At 65.5% G+C, this 17819-nt stretch carries 17 protein-coding genes; 10 read left to right on the forward strand and 7 right to left on the reverse strand.

What is annotated here, in order from left to right; all coding sequences use genetic code 11:
• Nucleotides 1–44: 44 nt before the first annotated feature.
• On the forward strand, nucleotides 45–1829 hold the full coding sequence (locus E1748_RS12410; RefSeq protein ID WP_133647540.1) for a PglL family O-oligosaccharyltransferase: 1785 nt from the start codon (nucleotides 45–47) through the stop codon (nucleotides 1827–1829).
• A 38-nt stretch (nucleotides 1830–1867) separates the two neighbouring features.
• On the opposite strand, the gene moaC is transcribed toward E1748_RS12410, so the two are convergent.
• A complete protein-coding gene (gene moaC / locus E1748_RS12415) occupies nucleotides 1868–2347 on the reverse strand; it encodes a cyclic pyranopterin monophosphate synthase MoaC (protein WP_133647541.1) in 480 nt (159 codons plus the stop codon).
• A 216-nt stretch (nucleotides 2348–2563) separates the two neighbouring features.
• Here moaC and E1748_RS12420 point away from each other — a divergent pair, with 216 nt between their 5' ends.
• Nucleotides 2564–4291 carry a M48 family metalloprotease gene (locus E1748_RS12420; protein ID WP_133647542.1) on the forward strand — a complete coding sequence of 576 codons (1728 nt, stop codon included), beginning with the start codon at nucleotides 2564–2566 and terminating at the stop codon, nucleotides 4289–4291.
• Nucleotides 4292–4309: 18 nt separating this feature from the next.
• Here E1748_RS12420 and E1748_RS12425 read toward each other — a convergent pair whose 3' ends face one another.
• The 6 genes from E1748_RS12425 to E1748_RS12450 all read right to left on the reverse strand — a co-directional run bounded on the left by E1748_RS12425 (nucleotide 4310) and on the right by E1748_RS12450 (nucleotide 8948).
• Entirely contained in the window at nucleotides 4310–4909 is a 600-nt protein-coding gene (locus tag E1748_RS12425; protein WP_133647543.1) for a DUF2946 family protein, read from the reverse strand.
• On the reverse strand, nucleotides 4902–5966 hold the full coding sequence (locus E1748_RS12430; RefSeq protein ID WP_133647544.1) for a YheT family hydrolase: 1065 nt from the start codon (nucleotides 5964–5966) through the stop codon (nucleotides 4902–4904). Before E1748_RS12430 ends, E1748_RS12425 begins: the two co-directional genes overlap by 8 nt.
• Before the next feature lie 71 nt (nucleotides 5967–6037).
• Nucleotides 6038–6484, reverse strand: coding sequence for a nuclear transport factor 2 family protein (locus tag E1748_RS12435; protein WP_133647545.1), 447 nt, complete (start codon nucleotides 6482–6484; stop codon nucleotides 6038–6040).
• Between the two features lie 131 nt (nucleotides 6485–6615).
• On the reverse strand, nucleotides 6616–7641 hold the full coding sequence (waaF, locus tag E1748_RS12440) for a lipopolysaccharide heptosyltransferase II (RefSeq protein WP_133647546.1): 1026 nt from the start codon (nucleotides 7639–7641) through the stop codon (nucleotides 6616–6618).
• 142 nt (nucleotides 7642–7783) lie between these two features.
• Entirely contained in the window at nucleotides 7784–7978 is a 195-nt protein-coding gene (locus E1748_RS12445; RefSeq protein ID WP_133647547.1) for a zinc-finger domain-containing protein, read from the reverse strand.
• A 49-nt stretch (nucleotides 7979–8027) separates the two neighbouring features.
• Nucleotides 8028–8948, reverse strand: coding sequence for a branched-chain amino acid transaminase (locus E1748_RS12450; RefSeq protein ID WP_133647548.1), 921 nt, complete (start codon nucleotides 8946–8948; stop codon nucleotides 8028–8030).
• Between the two features lie 336 nt (nucleotides 8949–9284).
• Between E1748_RS12450 and E1748_RS12455 the strand changes: the two genes are divergently transcribed.
• From E1748_RS12455 to E1748_RS12490, 8 genes are all read left to right on the forward strand, one after another.
• Nucleotides 9285–10052: an AzlC family ABC transporter permease gene (locus E1748_RS12455; protein ID WP_133649335.1), complete on the forward strand. Its 768-nt coding sequence runs from the start codon at nucleotides 9285–9287 to the stop codon at nucleotides 10050–10052.
• Nucleotides 10049–10372, forward strand: a complete 324-nt coding sequence (locus E1748_RS12460; protein WP_133647549.1) for an AzlD domain-containing protein — start codon at nucleotides 10049–10051, stop codon at nucleotides 10370–10372. Before E1748_RS12455 ends, E1748_RS12460 begins: the two co-directional genes overlap by 4 nt.
• A gap of 307 nt (nucleotides 10373–10679) precedes the next feature.
• Nucleotides 10680–11891, forward strand: coding sequence for a phosphoglycerate kinase (locus E1748_RS12465; protein ID WP_133647550.1), 1212 nt, complete (start codon nucleotides 10680–10682; stop codon nucleotides 11889–11891).
• A gap of 301 nt (nucleotides 11892–12192) precedes the next feature.
• Entirely contained in the window at nucleotides 12193–13629 is a 1437-nt protein-coding gene (pyk, locus tag E1748_RS12470; RefSeq protein ID WP_133647551.1) for a pyruvate kinase, read from the forward strand.
• Nucleotides 13630–13819: 190 nt separating this feature from the next.
• Entirely contained in the window at nucleotides 13820–14884 is a 1065-nt protein-coding gene (gene fba / locus E1748_RS12475; protein ID WP_133647552.1) for a class II fructose-bisphosphate aldolase, read from the forward strand.
• A gap of 169 nt (nucleotides 14885–15053) precedes the next feature.
• A complete protein-coding gene (locus E1748_RS12480; protein WP_133647553.1) occupies nucleotides 15054–15944 on the forward strand; it encodes a phosphoribosylaminoimidazolesuccinocarboxamide synthase in 891 nt (296 codons plus the stop codon).
• Between the two features lie 33 nt (nucleotides 15945–15977).
• Nucleotides 15978–16496: a 5-(carboxyamino)imidazole ribonucleotide mutase gene (purE, locus tag E1748_RS12485; protein WP_133647554.1), complete on the forward strand. Its 519-nt coding sequence runs from the start codon at nucleotides 15978–15980 to the stop codon at nucleotides 16494–16496.
• Nucleotides 16497–16591: 95 nt separating this feature from the next.
• Nucleotides 16592–17800 (forward strand): 5-(carboxyamino)imidazole ribonucleotide synthase, encoded by a 1209-nt coding sequence (locus E1748_RS12490; RefSeq protein ID WP_133647555.1) that lies wholly within the window; start codon nucleotides 16592–16594, stop codon nucleotides 17798–17800.
• Nucleotides 17801–17819 lie beyond the last annotated feature (19 nt).

A 17819-nucleotide genomic window follows, 5' to 3' on the forward strand; every position in this document is an offset into this window, starting at 1 on the left:
ATTTTTTTGTATAGTGCGCCGGTTGCTGACGCCCCCGGTTACTCATGCCCACCCCATTCGCGCGTTCCCTGTCTCTCGTCCTGCTGGCTGTCGCGTTGATCCTGCCGTACGCGGTCGTCAACCATACCTATCCGATTCCGACGTTCTACGCGGAGTACACCGCGCTGGCGCTGTATCTGCTGATGGGGGCGGCCGTCGCGCTGCTCTTTGCGACCGCACGGCCGCGCATCCGGTTCTCGTCGCCGGTCGTCTCGCTGGTGCCGCTCGCATTCGGCGCGTTGCTGGTGCTGCAATCGCTGACGCTGCCGGTTGCACAACCGTCGATGAACTGGCTCGGTGCCGGCTTCCTGCTCGCCGCGTTCATGACGACGCACGCGGGCTACGGCTTCACGCGCGCGCAGATGTCGGAGACGGTGCTGCGCGTCGCGGCGGTGGCGCTGATCGTCGGTGGGCTGTTCGCGGTGTTCTGCCAGGTCATCCAGCTCTTTCACCTCGAAGTGAAGGTGACGCCGTTCGTCGTCGCGTACAACGTGCTGACGGACCGCAGACCGTTCGGCAACATGGCGCAGGCAAACCATCTCGCGACGTACATCGCGTTCGCGATGGCCGGTGCGCTGTTCCTCGTGCAGATCCGGCGGCTGCCCGTGACGATCTGGCTACTGCTGTCTATCGTGTATGCGACCGGACTGGCGTTGACCGTTTCGCGCGGACCGTGGCTGCAGATGGGCGTGATCGTCGTCGCGGGTTTCTGGATGGCGTTCGTCGAATCGCGTCGCAACGAAGGGTCGTCGAGCAGCCGTCGCTTGTGGCTGATGCCGGTTGTGCTCGCCGTACTGTTCGTCGCGGTGAACGCGGCGGTGCGCTGGGCCAACGTGCACTATCAACTCGAACTCGCGCAGTCGGCAGCGGATCGCTTCAAGGATGCCGGCCAGATCGCGCCGCGCATCGCGCTGTGGAAATACGGCTGGACGATGTTCCGGCAGCATCCGCTGCTCGGCGTCGGCTGGGGCGAGTTTCCGCGCTATCAGTTCGACCTCGTGCGGCAACTGGGCGGCGTCGAGATCGCGAACAACTCGCACGACATTTTCATCGACCTGCTCGCGAAGACCGGCCTGATCGGTCTGGCGGTCGTGCTGCTGGGGCTCGTCGCGTGGCTGATTCGCGCGTTGCGCGCACCGCAGACTGCTGCGCGCGTATTCGGTATCGCGCTGATCGGCGTGCTCGTGATGCACGCGCTCGTCGAATACCCGCAGCAGTACATGTTCTTCCTGCTGCCGGCGATGTTCGTGTTCGGTCTGCTGGAGACGAAGTCGCTGCGCTTCGTGCCGACGAGACTGTCGTTCGGTGTCTATACGCTGATCGCGCTTGGCGGGATTGCGGCGCTGTATCCGGTGTATCGCGATTACGCGCGTGCCGAGGTGCTGTACTACGGGTCGCGACCCGCCGAGCAGTATCGCGACGATCCGTCGTTCCTGTTCCGCGCGTGGGGCGAATACGGCTACGCGACGCTGCTGCCGATGAACGCGATGAACCTGCAGTACAAGCTCGACATGCATCGGCAGGCGATCGCGCTATTGCCCGGTGAGACCGTGCTGCGTCGCTATGCGGTGCTGCAGGCATTGAATAACGATACCGATGCCGCGTTGGATACCGTCGAACGGCTGAAGATATTCGCCGAAGAACTGCACGACTGGCCGTCGCAACTGGGCTATCTGTACGAGCTGTGCGACGAGCAGAAAACGTTGGGTGGTTTCAAGGCGGCGCTCGTGAAGAAGTATGGGACGCCGCCGAAGGATGTTAATGACGATGACGATAGCGACGATGAGTGACGTCGCGTGAGATTTGCTCGGTGGCGGCTACTCAGTGACTATTCAGTCGCCACCCAATCCCCCGACTTCCCCCCATGCTTCTCCATCACCTTAACCTCGGTGATAACCATCCCCCGATCCACCGCCTTGCACATGTCGTACACGGTCAGCAGACCGACCTGCACGGCGGTCAGCGCTTCCATCTCGACACCCGTCCGCCCGAAAGTCTCGACCTGCACCGTGCAGTGGACGCCGGGCAGCGTTTCATCGAGCGTGAAATCGACGGCGACGCGCGTCAGCGCGAGCGGATGACACAGCGGGATCAGATCCGCGGTACGCTTCGCGCCCTGGATCGCGGCGATCCGCGCAACGCCGATCACGTCTCCCTTCTTTGCGTGACCGTCGCGGATCAGCGCGAACGTGTCGGGCAGCATCCGGATCGAGCCGCGCGCGACCGCGATGCGCTTCGTTTCCTGCTTGCCGCCGACGTCCACCATATGCGCCTGTCCGGCGGCGTCGAAGTGTGTGAGTTCGGGCATGATCGGGCTCCTTCAGAGGGCGCTAATCATACAGCGCCCATAACGTTGCGACACGCTCGGCGACAGACCAAGTAGGCGCGAGCAAAGCCGGCTGACGCAACCGCTTGCTCAACACAAATACAGTCGGCACGCTGGGTACAATAACAGCCGGTCCACTGCACCGCACAGCACAGTGGCGCAGCGGACCCGCCTTCATCCCGCCCAAACGAATCCGCAATGCGTCGAAGCCGGTTTGTCGCCGTCTGTCTGTCCGTCGCGCTCGCCGCGCCGCCTGGCGCGTTTGCGCAGCGTGGCCCATCGCCGGCTCAAGCCGCGAGCGATGCATCGGTCGACAAAGACAAAGGCCCGCCGCTCGACATCGGTCCGCTGAACGCATACGTCGTGCCCATCACGCCGCCGTCGATTGCCGATGGCGTCTTCGGCACCTACGGCGGCGCCGAGAGCCGCTTCGCCGGCAAGCCCGGCGCGATGGTCAGTTTGCGCGCGCCGCTCGTCAACCAGCAACTGCCCGATCTCGGCGACGGCTCCGGCGGTTCGCTCACGCCGCAGGCGGAGCGCAAACTCGGCGAGCGTCTGATGCGCGACGTACGCCGCGACCCCGACTATCTCGACGACTGGCTCGTACGCGACTACCTGAACTCGGTCGCCACGAAGCTCGCGACTGCCGCGAGCGCGCAGTACATCGGCGGCTATCGTCCGGACTTCGATCTGTTCGCCGTGCGCGATCCGCAGATCAATGCGTTCTCGATGCCCGGTGGTTTCATCGGCGTGAACACGGGGCTGATCGTCACGACGCAGACGGAATCGGAACTCGCGTCGGTGCTCGGTCACGAGATGGGGCACGTGCTGCAGCGACACATCGCGCGGATGATCGTCGCCGGTGAGCGCAGCAGTTACGCGGCGCTCGCGGGGCTGCTGTTCGGCGTGCTCGCGGGGGTGGTCGCGCGCAGCGGCGATCTGGGCAGCGCGATCGCGCTGGGCGGCCAGGCGTATGCGGTCGACAGTCAGTTGCGCTTCTCGCGTTCCGCCGAACACGAGGCCGACCGGATCGGCTTCCAGTTGCTCGCCGGCGCGGGCTACGATCCGTACGGGATGCCGTCGTTCTTCGAGCGGCTCGATCGCGCGTCGATGGGCGACGCGGGCGTGCCGCCGTATGCGCGCACGCACCCGCTCACCGGCGAGCGCATCGCCGACATGGAGGATCGCGCCCGCCGCGCGCCGTACCGGCAGCCGCGGCAGGCGCCCGAATACGGCTTCGTCCGTGCGCGCGTGCGCGTGTTGCAGCAGCGTTCGCGCAGCGACTACGCGGACGAGCTGTCGCGGATGCGTTCGGAAATCGAGGACCGCACCGCGCTGAACGTCGCGGCGAACTGGTACGGCATCGCGTTTGCGCAGATGCTGCTCGAACGCTACGACGATGCAAGCGCGTCGCTTGCCACCGCGCGTCAGCGCTTCGACGAGATGCAGGCAAGCGAGGGCGACGCGACGCGCAGTTCGCCGAGTCTCGATCTGCTCGCCGTCGACATCGCGCGCCGCTCGGGTCATGACGACGACGCGCTGCGTCTCGCCGAGCTCGCGCAGAAGCGCTGGCCGCAATCGAACGCGGCAATCGACATGCATCTGCAGACGCTGCTCACCGCAAAGCGCTTCGCGCCGGCGCAGGTGCTCGCGACTAAGGAGACCCGTCTCGATCCGCAGCAGCCCGCATGGTGGCGTTATCTCGCGCAGGCGAGCGTCGGCAGCGGCGATGCACTGGTGCAGCATCGCGCGCTCGCAGAGGCGTTCGCGCTGGAAGGCGCGTGGCCGTCGGCGATCCGGCAGTTGAAGGAGGCACGCGACATCAAGACGGTCGGCTACTACGACCTGTCGACGATCGATGCGCGGCTGCACGACTTCGAGGCGCGCTACAAGGAAGAGCGCGAGGACGAGAAGGACAACAGCTAACAGCCAGGCGGCGGCCTGTCACGCGTCTTTCGCGGCAGCAGTGCTGGCAGGACCATGAGCAGGACTCGCGATAAAACCGAACCGTCGCGCGACCTCCGTCCGTTGCATCGGCTGCAACGCCAACGCGACACCATCGCGCCACGCGAAGTCACCGCCGCGACCTTCGTCGTCGAGCGACGCATGCGTCGCGAACAGATCGAGATCGTGATCGTGCAGCACCGCGACGCGCGCCGGTGTCGACGTGTCGCTGAACAGCACGCCGCCTTCGTCGTCGAGCCATGCGGCGGCAGGATCGAACGCGTTGCCCGCGTGATCGGTCAACGCAAGCTGTCCGCTTTCATCGACCGACAGCCGCACGATCCACGGCGTATAACCCAGCTCGACATACACGCGCTGCGGCCCGTTCTGAAAAAACCACTGGCCGTGCTCGTCGCAGTCGTAATTGCGGTTGATGAAGCCGAGCAGCGCCACATGACGAATCGGCTCGCCGCTCGCGCCGCGCGCCTGCGCCGCTTCGTCGCGCATGCGCCAGTTGCCGCGCCGGTCGAGCAGCAGCCAGCCAGTGCAATGCGGGACGTTGGGCCATTTGGCGAGCGCCTGGCGAACGATTTCATCCATGATCGGCGAACGGTGCGAGGTAGCCGAACACGCGACGCGACAGCCAGTCGGTGCGTCCGGGAAACGGTCCCGTCATGAAGCCGACGTGACCACCGTGTGCAGGCTGATCGAGCTCAACCGTCGACGACACCTGATGCGCCGCAGGCAGCGCGGTATCGGGCAGGAACGGATCGTTGCGCGCGTTCAGCACGAGCGTCGGCGTGACGATCTCGCCGAGCAGCGGACGCACGGTCGCGCAGGTCCAGTAGTCGTCGGCGTTGCGAAAGCCGTGCAGCGGCGCGGTGACGACGTTGTCGAAGTCGTACATCGTGCGGCTCGCGAGCATCGTGTCGCGATCGAACAACCCCGGATATTGATCGAGTTTCAGCAGCGACTTCTGCTTCAGCGTCTTCAGGAAGCTGCGCGTGTAGACCATCCCGAAGCCCTGCATCAGCATGCTGCCGCCCGCATGCACGTCGAGCGGCGCGGAGATCGCGGCCGCTGCCGCGACGAACGACGTATCCTCGCGCCGCTCGCCGAGCCAGTGCAGCAGCACGTTACCGCCGAGCGATACGCCGGCGGCCACGATCGGCCCGGCATGACGTTCGCGCAGCCGGCGCAGCACCCAGTCGACTTCGTTGCTGTCCGCGAGATGGTAGAAGCGCGGCAGCAGATTGAGCGGGCCGCTGCAGCTACGAAAATGCGGGACGACGCCGTGCCACCCGCGCGCCTGTGCACCGTACATCAGCAAACGCGCGTAGTGCGATGCGCTGCTGCCTTCGAGACCGTGGAACAGCACGAAGAGCGGCGCATCCGCGGCGGGTTCGTGCGGATGATGCGGACCGGGCGCGGCCCAGTCGAGTTCGATGAAGTCGCCGTCGGGTGTATCCCAGCGTTCGCGTCGATAGACGACGGGCGGCGTGCGCCCGAACAGCGCGGGCACGATGGTCTGCGCATGGCCGCCGGGTAACCACAGCGGCGTGCGATACAGGCGATCGAGCTGATTGACCGATGCATCGGCAGCCGTGCGGCTGTCGTGTGGATCGGAAGAAGGCGGGTGATCGTGCGTCGTGCTCATCGCGGTACCGGAACCGTTATGTCGCTCGTATCGCGTTCGCGTGCATGACTGGCTGCCGTTCGGTCAGTCGATCAGTGCAGCGGCCCCTGGCCGTGGCGCATTTTTGCGGCGAACTGGCTCGCCGCTTCGTTCGGCATCGCGCTCGCGTGGATGTGCGCGATGCGCCATTCGCCGCGCTCGTGAACCATCACGTAAGTGGTGAAGACCATCGCCGGCGTCGCGGTCGGATCGGCCGGGCGATGCGCTTCCGCAATCGCGTAGACGACGGTGCCGAGGCTGTCGTACACGCGGATGTCGAGCGGTTCGATCGATACCCGCGACGCTTCGAGTTGCACCGCCAGCCCCGCGCGAATGCTGTCGAGCCCATGCAGATGCGAGCCGTCCGCGCAGATGCAGCTGACGAATTCCTCGTCGATCCACAGGCCCATCAAGCTGTCGATGTTGACCTCCGCGACCGCCTGGTAATAGGCGTTCAGGGTGTCGGCGGCGGCTTCGAAGATGTGGGCGAAACGTGGCATGGCGGGTCGGTCTCTTGTGCGCGGCGCGCAGTTGCGTTCCAGTGGTCGGAGCAGTCGGCGGACTTCCGCGACGATGCCCGCGCCGTGAGGCGAGGGCATGACGTTGCGTGACGAAGCAGCCGCGGTCGCGTTCAGCGTTGCGCGACGAGCATGCCGCGCAGATCGCCGAATACCTGCTCGGCGCCCAGTTGCCGCAGGCAGTTCAGATGGCCGAGCGGACATTCGCGCTGGAAACAGGGACTGCATTCAAGATGCAGCCATTGTACCTTCGCGAGGTCCGACAGGGGCGGCGTGTGGCGCGGATCGGTCGAACCGTACACCGCGACGAGCGGCCGGCGCAGCGCTGCCGCGACGTGCATCAGCCCCGAGTCGTTGCAGACCACCGCGTTCGCGCGCGCGATCAGCGCGCACGCTTCGCCGAGCGCGGTCTGGCCGCACAGGTTGCGCACGTTCGGCGCGCGGTCGGCGATGGCCTGCGCGACCGGCGCATCTTTCGGCGAACCGAGTGCGACGATCTGCGTGTATGGAAACGACTGCCCGACCATCTGCGCGAGCGCCGCGAAATGCTCGGGCGGCCAGCGTTTCGCGGGACCGTATTCCGCGCCCGGACAGAACACGAGCAGTGGCACGCGCGTATCGAGATTGAAGCGCGCCGACACGCGTGCCGCTTCGTTCAGATCGGCGTCGAGACGTGGCACCGGGAGATCGGCGGGCACCTTCGCGCCGGGTGCATACGCGAGCGCCGCGTAATGGCCGACCATCGGCGGACGCTCGTCCTTGCGCGGATTCGCGTGACGCACGTTCAACAGGCCGAAGCGATTCTCGCCGCTATAGCCGATGCGCAGCGGAATGCCGGCCATCCACGGAATCAGCGCGGATTTCAGGGAATTGGGCAGCACGTAGGCCGCGTCGTAACCGACGTCGCGCAAGTCGCTCGCGAGTTGCCAGCGGCGCCACAGCTGCAGCTTGCCGTGGGCGAGATCGGTCGCATAGACGTCGCGGATCTCGGGCATGCGTTCGAGCACGGGCGCGACCCACGAGGGCGCGACCGCATCGATCGCAATACGCGGATGCAGTTTCACGAGGCGCGCGAACAGCGGCTGCGCCATCAAGGCGTCGCCGATCCAGTTCGGTGCGATAACCAGCGCACGGCGCATCAGGGGTAGAGTCCGGAATGAAAGTGAAGCACCACGGAAAGCGCCGCGCGCGACAGCGCACGGCGTCCGGAAGGTGACGGGGAAACAGGCCGCGACGATCGCGGGCGTGCCGCGATCGGGGCCTCACGATGGCGCGCGATGCTCAGTGGCCCTTGACTACTTCGCCGTCGCGCAGCTTGTAGCGCGTGCCGCAATACGGGCAGCGCGCTTCGCCGTGCGTCACGTCGATGAAGACGCGCGGGTGCGTGCTCCAGCGCGGCATCGACGGGTTCGGGCAGTATGCCGGGAGGTCTTTTGCCGTCAGTTCGACCAGCGGCATTTCCTTGATTTCGCTCATGAGGACATTCTCTTTGTAGAACACGCGACACAGTGGCCGCGCGCCCGGTTCAGATCTTCGCCAGCCAGTGGGCGTACTTCGGGTTCTTGCCTGCGACGACGTCGAAGAACGCCGACTGCAGTTTTTCGGTGATCGGGCCACGTGCGCCGTTGCCGATCGTCCGGTTGTCGAGTTCGCGGATCGGCGTGACTTCGGCGGCGGTGCCGGTGAAGAACGCTTCGTCGGCGGTGTAGACCTCGTCGCGCGTGATGCGCTTCTCGATCACTTCGATGCCCGCATCGCGCGCGAACGTGATGACGCTGTCACGCGTAATGCCGTCGAGGCACGACGCGAGATCCGGCGTATAGAGCTTGCCGTTGTTCACGAGGAAGAAGTTTTCGCCGGAGCCTTCCGACACGTAGCCGTCGACGTCGAGCAGCAGCGCTTCGTCGTAGCCGTCGGCGGTCGCTTCCTGGTTTGCGAGGATCGAGTTCACGTACCAGCCCGATGCCTTCGCGCGCACCATCGACACGTTCACGTGATGGCGCGTGAACGACGACGTCTTCACGCGGATACCCTTGTTGAGGCCGTCTTCACCGAGGTACGCGCCCCACGGCCACGCGGCGATCGCGACGTGAATCGTGTTGTTCTTCGCCGACACGCCGAGCGCTTCGGAGCCGATCCAGATCAGCGGACGGATGTAGCAGCTTTCGAGCTTGTTTTCGCGGACCACTTCGAGCTGCGCAGCGGCGAGCGTTTCGTGGTCGAACGGCACGTTCATCTGGAAGATCTTCGCCGAATTGAGCAGGCGCTTCGTGTGTTCCTTCAGACGGAAGATCGCGGTGCCATTGACCGTCTTGTAGGCACGCACGCCTTCGAATACGCCCATCCCGTAGTGCAGCGTGTGGGTGAGGACGTGGATGTTGGCGTCGCGCCAGTCGATGAGCTTGCCATCCATCCAGATCTTGCCGTCGCGGTCGGCCATTGACATACGATTCTCCAGGCGGTGCGGTTGTCGGTGTATGCGGGGTGTCCCCGCGCCGCTGCGCACACGTGTGGCCCCTTGCGTGTGCGGCGCGCCGGGGGCTGACCGGCAGGCGCTGCGCGAGAGGCCGCGACGCAGATGCGGCGAGCGGCGAAAGACCGCCATTTTAGCGTCTTTTGCACACGGAACGGGCATTCAAACCGCTTTCAGGCGCTATAATTCGGCGCACACATAAATACGAATCCGGAGACGCCAGCGGGTGTTCACCGCCGTCGGGTAACGCGGCGCCGACTTCCGCTGTCCTCGCGTCGATTGCGCCGGTTCATGCTGGTCACTTCTCCGATGCTCGCCCGCTTCACTGCACAACTCACCGCACACGACCGCCTCGCTCTGCGTCAGGGCATGCGCGACTATTCGCCGACGCTGATGGCGATCCTGTCGTGGGGGCTCGTCACCGGTATCGCAATGAGCAAGTCGGTGCTGACGGTGCCGCAGGCGCTCGGCATGTCGGTGCTGGTCTACGCGGGCTCGTCGCAGCTCGCGGTGCTGCCGCTCTTCGCCGCGCATCTGCCGATCTGGACGATCCTGCTCACCGCCGCGATGGTGAATACGCGTTTCGTGATCTTCAGCGCGGGGCTCGCGCCGCATTTCGCCGGGTTGCCGCTGTGGCGCCGTCTGCTGATCGGCTATTTCAACGGCGACGTGATCTATCTGCTGTTCCAGAAGAAGGCGTTCGCGACGACCCACGTGCCCGGCAAGGAAGCGTATTTCTGGGGCATGGCGATCGCGAGCTGGCTGTCGTGGCAGATCTCGTCGATCGTCGGCATCCTGCTCGCGAGCCTGTTTCCCGACAACTGGGGCCTCGCGCTCGCGGGTACGCTCGCGCTGATTCCGATCATGGTGTCGGCGATCGCGACGCGCTCGACGCTCGTCGCGGTCAGCATCGCGGGCGTGGTCGCGCTGCTCGCATTCGATCTACCGTACCGTCTCGCGTTGCCGCTCGCGGTGATCACCGCGATTGCCGCCGGCAGTGCCGCCGATCTGCTGATCGAGCGCGCGGACCTGCGCCGCATCCGTCAACAAACCGAACGCAGTGGAGATTCCCGATGAGCGCCACGGAGATCTGGCTCGCCATTCTCGGCATGACCGTCGTCACGGCGGTCACGCGCGCGATGTTCCTGATCGGCGGCGAGCGCACGGTGCTGCCGGAACGCGTGCAGCGGATGCTGCGTTACGCACCGGCCGCGGCGCTCGCCGCGGTCGTTCTTCCCGACGTGCTGGCGACGCCCGAAGGTCTGTCGTTCGCGCCGTCGAATCACGATTTCTACGCGACGCTTGCCGGCCTCGGCTGGTTTCTCTGGCGTCGCAACATGCTCGGCACGATCGTCGTCGGCATGCTCGTCTATACGGTGCTGCGCTTCGTCCTGTAGCGTCGCGCGCCGCCTCGGCTGCGGCAGTGCGACAGGCGCGCGGTTCGAATACGGGACATTCGCGCCGACACGGGTTAGAACGCCATGGGTATCGGTTAAAATAGCGGTTCTCCGGATTGCTGCGCGCGCCGTCGTCACGAGCGTCGGCCGCGGCGCCACCGGGAGAAGCGTTTCAAACGCCGGCGCCCGATGCCGGTCGCGCACGTTGCGCGCAGCCGGGTCGGCCGTTCCACGCGCGAAGCCAACCGGCCTGCCGTGCACCCGGTTCGCAACCGCCTTCCACTCCTCAACCCGCATACGAACGCCCATGAACCAGGTATCGAACGTCTCGCAGGTAGTACGTCTCACCGATCTGATCGCCGAAGGCAAACTGTCCGGCAAACGCGTGTTTATCCGCGCCGATCTGAACGTACCGCAGGACGACCAGGGCAACATCACCGAAGACACCCGTATCCGTGCTTCGGTGCCGGCGATCAAGGACGCGCTGGATGCCGGCGCCGCTGTGATGGTCACGTCGCATCTGGGCCGTCCCACCGAAGGCGAGTTCAAGCCGGAAGACTCGCTCGCGCCGGTCGCGAAGCGGCTCGCCGAGCTGCTGGGCCGCGACGTGCCGCTCATCGCGAACTGGGTCGAGAACGGTGTGAACGTCGCACCCGGCCAGATCGTGCTGCTCGAGAACTGCCGCGTGAACAAGGGCGAGAAGAAGAATTCCGACGAGCTCGCGCAGAAAATGGCGAAGCTCTGCGACATCTACGTGAACGACGCGTTCGGCACCGCGCACCGCGCGGAAGCGACCACGCACGGCATCGCGAAATACGCGCCGATCGCGTGCGCGGGTCCGCTGCTCGCCGCCGAACTCGATGCGCTCGGCAAGGCGCTCGGCGCGCCGAAGCGTCCGCTGGTGGCGATCGTCGCCGGCTCGAAGGTGTCGACCAAGCTGACCATCCTGAAATCGCTCGCCGAGAAGGTCGACCAGCTGATCGTCGGTGGCGGTATTGCGAACACGTTCATGCTGGCTGCTGGCCTGAAGATCGGCAAGTCGCTTGCGGAAGCCGATCTCGTCGCCGACGCGAAAGCGATCATCGATCAGGCGAAGGCGCGCGGCGCATCGGTGCCGATCCCGACCGACGTCGTCACCGCGAAGGAATTCGCGCCCACGGCGAAGGCTGTGATCAAGGCAGTCGCCGACGTGGAGGACGACGACATGATCCTCGACATCGGTCCGGATACCGCGAAGGCCCTCGCCGCACAACTCGAGAAAGCCGGTACGATCGTGTGGAACGGCCCGGTCGGCGTGTTCGAGTTCGACCAGTTCGGCAACGGCACGAAGACGCTCGCGGAAGCGATCGCGAAATCGCCGGCATTCTCGATCGCGGGCGGCGGCGATACGCTCGCGGCGATCGCGAAGTACGGCATCCACGACAAGGTCAGCTATATCTCCACCGGCGGCGGCGCGTTCCTCGAGTTCCTCGAGGGCAAGAAGCTGCCGGCAGTCGAAGTGCTCGAATCGCGGGCCTGACATGGCCTCGCGCACAACGGGCAAACCGGCGAAGTCCCGCGCAACGGCAGGCGGTAGTGCGTCACCCAAAGCGGTGCGCAAGACCGCACCGCCGGACGCCGCTCCACGCGTGGCGGCACCGACCGCATCCGCCGAGCAGGCGGCCGCCGCCAGCGCGGCTGCAGAAGCTATCCATCAGGTTTCATCCCACTCGACTGCGCCGGCCCCCTCCAGCGCAGTTCCGGCAGTACCCGTCGGCGCGCAGCCTCCGCATCCGACTCCCAACGCTCAATCCGGCGAACCCATTCCAACGAGGAGACTCATGCATCGCGCCACCAAGATTGTCGCCACCATCGGCCCGGCTTCCAGTACGCCCGAGATCCTGCAGCAAATGATCGACGCCGGGCTTGACGTGGTGCGGCTCAACTTTTCGCACGGCACCGCCGACGACCACCGCCAGCGCGCCGAGTACGTGCGCGAGGCGGCACGCCAGGCGGGCCGTGAGGTCGGCATCATGGCCGACCTGCAAGGTCCGAAGATCCGCGTCGGCAAGTTCGAGAACGGCAAGGTCACGCTCGTGCCCGGCAACGCATTCATCCTCGACTCGGAATGCGAACTCGGCAACGACGAGCGCGTCGGTCTGGACTACAAGGACCTGCCGCGCGATCTGAAAGCGGGCGACGTGCTGCTGCTGAACGACGGCCTGATCGTGCTGGACGTCACGCGCGTGATCGGCACCGAGATCCACACGAAGGTGAAGATCGGCGGCGAACTGTCGAACAACAAGGGCATCAACCGCCAGGGCGGCGGCCTGACCGCGCCCGCGCTGACCGCGAAGGACATGGAAGACATCCGCACGGCGATGTCGCTCGGCGCGGACTTCGTCGCGGTATCGTTCCCGAAGAACGCGACCGACATGGAAATGGCCCGCCAGCTCGCGAATATCGCGGGCGCGCCGTATGGCATCAAGCCGAAGATGATTGCGAAGATCGAGCGCGCGGAAGCGATTCCGGCGTTGCAGGGCATCCTCGACGCGTCGGACGGCATCATGGTCGCGCGTGGCGATCTCGCGGTGGAAGTGGGCAATGCCGCAGTGCCGGCGCTGCAAAAGCGCATGATCCGGATGGCACGCGAGTCGAACAAGTTCGTGATCACCGCGACGCAGATGATGGAGTCGATGATCCACGCACCGGTGCCGACCCGCGCCGAAGTCTCGGACGTCGCGAACGCGGTGCTCGACGGCACGGATGCAGTGATGCTGTCGGCGGAATCGGCGGCGGGCAAGTACCCGGTGCAGACCATCGAAACGATGGCCGCGATCTGCGTCGAAGCGGAGAAGTCGGAACACGTCGAACTCGACCGCGATTTCCTCGACCGCACGTTCACGCGCATCGACCAGTCGATCGCAATGGGCGCGCTGTTCACCGCGTACCACCTCGGCGCGAAGGCGATCGTCGCGCTGACCGAGTCGGGCTCGACCGCGCTGTGGATGTCGCGTCACTGGACCCACGTGCCGATCTTCGCGCTCACACCGCGTACCGGCAGCGAGCGTGCGATGCAGATCTACCGCAACGTGCGGCCGCTGCACCTCGACGCCAGCAGCGATCGCGACATCGCGTTGCAGCAGGCACTCGAAGTGGTCGTCGGCAAGGGTTACGCGGCGCGCGGCGATATGGTCGTGCTGACGGTCGGCGAGCCGATGGGTCAGGCAGGCGGAACGAACACGCTGAAGATCGTGCGGGTCGGCGAGCCTTATTGAGCAAGCCAGCGCGTGTCGGGCCATTAAAAGCCCGACACGCGCCGCGTGCCCGCGAGAGGCGTGCGCGCCGGGTGTCCGTCGAGAGACGGGACACCCCGCTGCGCATCGGCACGTGGTTTGCTTCGCGATAAAATCGCGCCATGAGATGCCGACGGCACCAGGATTCGTTTCAAATCATAGGAGTATCACTATGCCTCTCGTTTCAATGCGTCAGTTGCTGGATCATGCCGCCGAAAACGGCTACGGCCTGCCGGCCTTCAACGTGAACAATCTGGAGCAGGTGCAGGCGATCATGGCCGCGGCCGACCAGGTCGGTGCACCGGTGATCATGCAGGCGTCGGCGGGTGCACGCAAATATGCGGGCGAGCCATTCCTGCGTCATCTGATCGAAGCGGCCGTCGAGTCGTATCCGCACATTCCGGTCGTGATGCACCAGGATCACGGGCAGTCCCCGGCGGTGTGCATGGCGGCGATCCGCAGCGGCTTCACCAGCGTGATGATGGACGGTTCGCTGACCGCTGACGGCAAGACGGTCGCATCGTACGAGTACAACGTCGACGTGTCGCGCAAGGTGGTCGAGATGGCGCATTCGATCGGCGTCACGGTCGAGGCCGAACTCGGCGTGCTCGGCTCGCTGGAAACGATGAAGGGCGACAAGGAAGACGGCCACGGCGCCGAAGGCACGATGACGCGCGAGCAGCTGCTCACCGACGTCGAGCAGGCCGCCGATTTCGTCAAGCTCACGCACTGCGATGCACTCGCAATCGCGATCGGCACGTCGCACGGCGCGTACAAGTTCTCGAAGAAGCCCACCGGCGACATCCTGTCGATCTCGCGCATCAAGGAAATCCACGCGCGCATTCCGAACACGCACCTGGTGATGCACGGTTCGTCGTCGGTGCCGCAGGAACTGCTCGCGGAAATCCGCGAGTTCGGCGGCGACATGAAGGAAACGTATGGCGTGCCGGTCGAGGAAATCCAGGAAGGCATCAAGTATGGCGTGCGCAAGATCAACATCGATACCGACCTGCGTCTCGCGATCACCGGTGCGATCCGCCGTTACTTCATCGAGAACCCGGCGAAGTTCGATCCGCGCGATTTCCTGAAGCCCGCGCGCGAAGCGGCGAAGAAGGTGTGTATCGACCGCTACGTCGCGTTCGGCTGCGAAGGTCAGGCAGGCAAGATCAAGCCGCTCGCGCTCGACAAGATGGCCGAGAAGTACAAGAGCGGCGAGCTCGCGCAGGTCGTCCGCTAAAATACCGGTTTTGCCGACTTGCCGGTCTCGTGCCGGCGAGTCGGTTGCCTCAGTCTCGCCGTTCCCGCATGATCCGGGGAACGGCGTTTAGCTTTTTGATTACATTCGGTTTTTACGGTTCCGAGCCGTTTTGTCCCGCCCCGGGCCCCACTTTAGGCGAATCACGACGATGTCCACCCTCTACGAATCCACGCTCCGCTCGCTGCCGCTGCTCGGCCGCGGCAAGGTCCGCGACAACTACGCGGTCGGCAACGACAAACTGCTGATCGTCACGACGGACCGACTGTCCGCATTCGACGTCGTGATGGGCGAGCCGATTCCGGCCAAGGGTCGCGTGCTGAACCAGATGGCCGACTTCTGGTTCGAGCGTCTGAAGGACATCGTGCCGAACCACACCACCGGCATCGCGCCGGAATCGGTTGTCGCACCCGACGAGGTCGATCAGGTGAAGGGTCGCGCCGTTGTCGTGAAGCGGCTCGAGCCGATTCTCGTCGAAGCGGTGGTGCGCGGTTATCTCGCGGGCAGCGGCTGGAAGGACTATCAGGCCACCGGTTCGGTGTGCGGCGTGCAACTGCCGACGGGTCTGCAGAACGCGCAGAAGCTGCCGGAGCCGATCTTCACGCCGGCCGCGAAGGCCGAGCTGGGTCATCACGACGAGAACATCACGTACGACGAGATGGAGCGCCGCATCGGCACCGAACTGTCGGCGACGATCCGCAGCATCTCGATCAAGCTGTACGAAGCCGCCGCCGAATACGCGGCGACGCGCGGCATCATCATCGCGGACACGAAGTTCGAATTCGGTCTCGACAACCGCGGCGAACTGTTCCTGATGGACGAAGCGCTGACCGCCGATTCGTCGCGCTTCTGGCCCGCCGACGAATATCAGGTCGGCACGAACCCGCCGTCGTTCGACAAGCAGTTCGTGCGCGACTGGCTCGAAAGCCAGCCGTGGCCGAAAACACCGCCGGCACCGAAGCTGCCCGACGACGTGATCGCGAAGACGAGCGAGAAGTATCAGGAAGCGCTCGAGCGGCTCACCGGCCAGAAGCTGGCTTAACGGCCGCGCATAGCGAACAGGGAACCAGGCACGATGAGCGAAGTTCAGACCGTCCACACGCATGCCGCGCCGATCGTCGGTGTGCTGATGGGCTCCAGTTCCGACTGGGAGACGATGAAGCACGCGGTTGCGATTCTGCAGGAGTTCGGCGTGCCGTACGAAGCGCGGGTCGTCTCGGCGCACCGGATGCCCGATGAGATGTTCGCGTACGCCGAAAGCGCGCGCGAGCGCGGCCTGCGCGCGATCATCGCGGGCGCGGGCGGCGCGGCGCATCTGCCCGGCATGCTCGCCGCGAAGACGACGGTGCCGGTGCTCGGCGTGCCGGTCGCGGGCAAGTATCTGAAGGGCGTCGATTCGCTGCATTCGATCGTGCAGATGCCGAAGGGCGTACCCGTCGCGACGTTCGCGATCGGCGAAGCGGGCGCGGCGAATGCGGCGCTGTTCGCGGTGTCGCTGCTGTCCGGCACGTCGACCGATTACGCGGACAAGCTTGCTGCGTTCCGCGTGCGGCAGAACCAGGTGGCGCATGCGATGGTGCTGCCTGCTCTATAACTGCTTTTAGCATTGGCGGGCTGTCGTTACGATGGCCGCCCCCGTGACCCCGGTTGTGCGCTTCACGTTGCGCGCAGCCGCGACCGACCACTGAGATGAATCCAGACAACACCCCGGTTTCCCCGATTCTGCCCGGCGCATGGCTTGGCATGGTCGGCGGCGGCCAGCTCGGCCGCATGTTCTGCTTCGCCGCCCAGGCGATGGGCTACCGCGTCGCGGTGCTCGATCCGGACGAGACCAGTCCCGCCGGTTCCGTCGCCGACCGCCATCTGCGCGCAGCCTACGACGACGAAGCCGCGCTGACCGACCTCGCGCGACTGTGCGCGGCCGTATCGACGGAATTCGAGAACGTGCCGGCCGCGAGCCTCGACTTTCTCGCGCGCACGACGTTCGTGAGTCCTGCGGGGCGCTGCGTCGCGATCGCGCAGGATCGTATCGAGGAGAAGCGTTTTATCGCATCGTCGGGTGTGCCGGTGGCGCCGCATGTCGTGATCGAGTCGTCGGATGCGCTTGCTGCACTCGACGACGCGACGCTCGACGCTGTATTGCCCGGCATCCTCAAGACCGCGCGGCTCGGCTACGACGGCAAGGGCCAGGTGCGCGTGACGAATGCAGCCGACGCGCGCGCTGCGCATGCGTCGCTCGGTGGTGTACCGTGCGTGCTCGAAAAGCGTTTGCAGTTGAAGTTCGAAGTGTCCGCGTTGATCGCGCGTGGCGCGACCGGTACGACGGCTGTCTATCCGCTCGCGCAGAACACACATCGCGACGGCGTGCTCGCGCATACGATCGTGCCCGCGCCGGACGCAGATGCGATGCTCGTCGAGCAGGCGCAACAGGCAGCGCTGCAGATTGCCGCGAAGCTCGGCTATGTCGGCGTGCTGTGCGTCGAGTTTTTCATTCTCGACGACGGTTCGCTGGTCGCGAACGAGATGGCGCCGCGTCCGCACAACTCCGGCCACTACACGGTCGACGCATGCGCGACGAGCCAGTTCGAACAGCAGGTACGCGCGATGACCGGCATGCCGCTCGGCGACCCGCGCCAGCATTCGCCGGCGGTGATGCTGAACATCCTCGGCGACGTGTGGTTTCCCGATGCGGCTGGCGATGCGAAGGGCAGTGCGCCCGTCACGCCGCCGTGGCACGAAGTCGCGGCGATGCCCGCCGCGCGGCTGCATCTGTACGGCAAGGAAGAAGCGCGTCCTGGCCGCAAGATGGGTCACGTGAACTTCACTGCGGCGACGCTCGATGAAGCGCGTACCGCAGCACGCGATTGCGCGCGGCTGCTGCATATCGCAGTCGGCTGACGCGCGGTTTTTTGACTCG

Source organism: Paraburkholderia flava (assembly GCF_004359985.1).
GTDB classification, from domain to species: domain Bacteria; phylum Pseudomonadota; class Gammaproteobacteria; order Burkholderiales; family Burkholderiaceae; genus Paraburkholderia; species Paraburkholderia flava.